Here is a 4,190-nt window from a genome sequence, read left to right as displayed (position 1 = left end):
CACCTCTCCCTTCGCGAATGCCTGCTCGATCAACATCGCCAACAGGCGCAACACCGTCGTCGTCTTGCCCGTGCCGGGGCCGCCGGTGATCAGCAGGAATCTCGAGCGCACGGCGAGCAAGGCCGCGATGCGCTGTTCGCGGTCGAGTCCGTCCACCGTGGCGGGAAAGTATCGGTTCAGCGCGGTGCGCAAGGCTGCTTCGTCGATTGCCTGCGGAGACGGCGTTGCGAGGCGTGCGCGCAAGGTCTGCGCGACCGTGGTTTCGTAGCGAAAATAGCGACCCAGATAGAGGCGTTGCTGCGCATCCAGCACCAGCGCTGCCGCTGTCGTTGCGTCGCGCGCGACCAAGATCGAAGACGATAAAGCCGCGCGCAACGTGTCGGCATTCGGCAAATCGCGCAGCAACGTCGCACGCGTCTCCGCATCGGCATCCACCTCGTCGGCGACGAAGTCGTGCAGCGCGGCCAAGGGCAGACAACTGTGCCCGCGCTCGCGCGCCGCGCTTACCAGCGCGGCGGCAAGGCCGATCGTCGCTCCGTCGTTTGCCGATTTCTGCGCAAGCAGGCGGCCGAGCGCCGCATCCACCGGCTGCAGCAGGCCCAATGCTTCGAGGCGATCGAGCAGCGTGCTCATGCCGCGATCTCCACGGGTGGCGCAAGCATTTCATCGAGCGCTTCGATCAAGGCTGCGGGCGGCTTGTCCTGATGCACGCCATTCACGCCGCCCCGATCGAGACCGCGCACGAACAGATACAAGGCGCCGCCGATATCGCGCTCATAGTCGTAGGCCGCGCCAAGTCGCATCTTGAGCCAACGGTGCAGCGCGGTGAGGTAGATCAGATATTGCAGATCGTATTCGCCCTCGCGCACCGCGGTGGTGAGGCGCACCGGCGCATAGTCCTGCGCTGCATTGGTTCCCAGCAGATTGGTCTTGTAATCGATCACCCACCAGCGTGCGTCATGCAATACGACCAGATCGAGCACGCCGGTCATCAGTCCCGCGAGGCGATTGCCTTCGAGCGCGAAGTGGCTACGTGCCTGCACATAACCATCGGCCTGCATGCGCGCGAGCCAGGACTGCGCATCGGCGCTGCGCATGGCGAGATGAAACGGCATCTCGGCACGGTGCTCGGTCGGCGCAAGATCGGCCAGGCGCGCGCCCAATGGCAGCGGCGCATTGAGCGTAGCGGCGACCAATTGGACGAAAACTGCGCGGGCTGCGCTCTTGTCATCGATACCGTCGAACGCGTAGCGGTGCAGTATGCGATCGACGAGTTCGCGTTGCGTCGGCGGTGGCGGTGGCGCGTGCCAATCGCGCCATGCGGAAAAATCCACTTTTTCCAGCAGCTCATGGAATGCGGTACCGAAGCGCGTTCCGCGCAATACGGTCGGTACAGTGGGCGCATCAATTGCGGCGGCAGCGACGTTGCGTTCGTCTTCGCCACCGGCGATATCGGTGCTGCCACGCAGCGTTTCGCGCGCGCCCGCGCTCAGGCCCGAAAAACTGTGCGAGCGTCGCCACTCGTGCACGCGTTCGCGGATCTGGCGCGCTGGAGCCAACTTGGTCAGATCAGGCCCAGGCAGACGCTGTGACGTGGGTACGGGCAACGGCGAGCAGGCGATCAGCTCTGGTACCGACGCGGCCAGTTCGGCCAGGCGCGCGGACACGCTTGCCGATGTTGATGATTCCGCTTTGGATGGATCGGTGCCCGCGAGTAGCAGGTTGGCGAACGCAGGCGGCTCACCACGGCCGATTTCTCCCCAGGCCACGTAGCAGCGAACCCGCGCACGCGTGAGCGCAACGTAGAGCAGGCGCAACGCCTCGGCCTGCGCTTCGCCGCGTTCGACGGCCTTGGCTTGTCCATCGTCGCCGACGCCGCAGACATGCACGATGCGCTGCGTGCGCGCAAAGCGCGTATAGCTCGGCACGTTGCGCGGACTGCGCCGCAACGCCGCGAAAGGCAGGAACACGATCGGATATTCCAGGCCCTTGGCCGCATGCACGGTGACGATGTGTACGCGCCCCGCGTCGGATTCCAGACGCAACTGTTCCTCCTCGCGCTCCTTGTCGGCATAGGCGATGCGTTGCTGCAACCAGTCGATCAGGGCACGCGCGCCATCGCGCTCGCGTTCCGCTTCTTGCAGCAGTTCGGCAAGGTGCAGCAGGTTGGTCACGCAGCGTTCGCCATCGGCATGTGCGAGCAGCCTTGCCGCACTTTCCTCGGCGACGATTTCCACCAGGGCGAGCACGCCGTGCTCACGCCAGCGTTCCCGCCACTGCGCAAAGCGGGCCGCCTGTTCATGCCAAGCCGTCGCGTCGCTGCGCAACGCCGCGATCCCGGCCTGCGTGTTGCCGAGCAGACGTGAAGACAGCACGCCGCGCAGACGCGCAGGATCAAAACTGTCGAGCGCGCGCAACAGGTTGAGCAGTTCGCGCGCGGTATCGCTGGCGAACACGCTTGCGCGGCTGACCACGACGCTGGGCACGCCACGCGCGGAGAGCGCGCGCTGCATCACGGTCGCTTCGTCATGCCTGGCGACGAGCACTGCGAGATCTTCGGCGCGTAGCGCTGCGTGCTGGATCGAGCCGTCGTCCTGCTTGCGTCGCAACTGCGCGGCCCCGCCGCGCGCAAGCATGAGCAGATGCACGATTTCCTCGGCGCAGCCGGCGGCCAGCGTGAGCGCGGCATCGGCCTTGCTGGAAGCGGCATCGGCCTGCCAAAAGCACAGCGGCACTGGCGCGACACCCTCGATCAGCAAATCGTCGTCGCGCGCCGTGCCGCCGGGTTGCACCGGCTCGTAGCGGATTTCGCCGCTGTCGAACGCCGCCTCGCCCGCGTCGCGATACAGCCGGTTGAAAGCGCCGATCAGGGCCGGCGTCGAGCGGAAATTGCGATCGAGCGCGTGTCGCGCATCGGCACGCGCGCGCGCATCCAGGTACGCATGTACGTCACTGCCGCGAAAGCGGTAGATCGACTGTTTGGGATCGCCGACCAGCGCCAGCAGACCACGCTGCTCGTAGATGGCGAAGAAGATCTCGAACTGGTGCGCATCGCTATCCTGGCATTCGTCGACCAAGGCCGCTGGAAAGCGTTTCGCCAATGCTTTCGCGGTCGCCGCGCCGTGCGCGCCGCAAACCGATTCATGCAAGCGCGAAATCAGATCGTCGTAGGTGTAGCCGCCCACATCGCGTTGTTGACGTTGCAGGCGACGGTGCAGCTCGTCCGCGCAATCGCGCAGGATCAGCAGGCCGAGTAGGCGCTGGGCGTCATCCGCCCGCTCCAGTTCGGCAACGGTCGTCTGAGCCGCCGCAAAAAAAAGTTGCGGCGGCAATGACCGGCCTTGCTTTCTCTGCTTCGCCTTGATCTCCGCGGACGTGTAGCGCGAAAGGACCTTCCTATCGGGCTGTGCGCCGGAGGCAAATGCTTCGGCCAGGGCGCGCGCTTCGTGCGCAGTCTTTTCTGGCGCATACGAATTCAGTTTGATGTGACCGTCACGCGCATGTTCGATCAGCGCGGTCATTGCCGCAGGACCGTGCTCACGCCAGATCTCGCCGAGTGCACGGAGCGCCGAATCGCCCTGCGCAATCCGTTCGCGCAACAGCTCTGCCGATTCGGCAACGTCCGGTTCGAGGACGCTCTGCGCGTCGCACAATTCCTGCATGAGGTCGACGAAGCCATCGGCCGATTTCGTCACCGTCAACAACGCGTACCAACCCTGCGCATCGGCGCCGGTCGCGCGTTCGCGCCACAAATCGGCCGCGAGGGTGCCGAGCATCGGCTTGATATCGATCAACTTGCCTTCGGCTGCCTGCACACCTGCTCGCCAGGCCTGTTCGCGCAGGGCGCGTTCGCAGAATGCGTGGACCGTGCTGATCTGCGCTTCGTCGAGGCTCAAGGCGGCAAGCCGCAGGCGGCGCAGCAGCAGTTCGCGCGGTTCGCCTTCCTCAAGCGCTTTGGCGATCAGCTTGCGGCAAAAGCTCACTTCCGCTTTCTCGGCGTCGTCCGCCGGCGATTCGGGTTCGGCGGCGATCCGTGTGCACAAGGTCAGGCGTTCACGCAGGCGCTTGCGCAATTCGTCCGCCGCTGCACGCGTGTAAGTGACCACGAGAATGTCGCGCACCTGCAATTTCTTTTCGACGATCAGGCGCGCGTGGATGCCCGCAAGCGCGTACGTCTTGCCCGTGCCGGC

General features: G+C 65.3%; 2 protein-coding genes. Both read right to left on the bottom strand.

What is annotated here, in order from left to right:
* On the bottom strand, window positions 1-633 hold a 633-nt coding region (locus VIE67_RS08275), incomplete at its 3' end, for an AAA family ATPase (RefSeq protein ID WP_332025114.1).
* Window positions 630-4,190, bottom strand: a 3,561-nt coding sequence (gene recB, locus VIE67_RS08270) for an exodeoxyribonuclease V subunit beta (RefSeq protein WP_332025112.1), incomplete at its 5' end; no start/stop codon positions are given. The genes VIE67_RS08275 and recB, both read right to left, overlap by 4 nt.

Origin of the sequence: Rudaea sp., assembly GCF_036560865.1 — a bacterium.
In the GTDB taxonomy this organism is placed as follows: domain Bacteria; phylum Pseudomonadota; class Gammaproteobacteria; order Xanthomonadales; family Rhodanobacteraceae; genus Rudaea.
The sequence above is the reverse complement of the archived record's forward strand: the minus strand, read 5'-3'. Positions and strand labels throughout refer to the sequence as shown.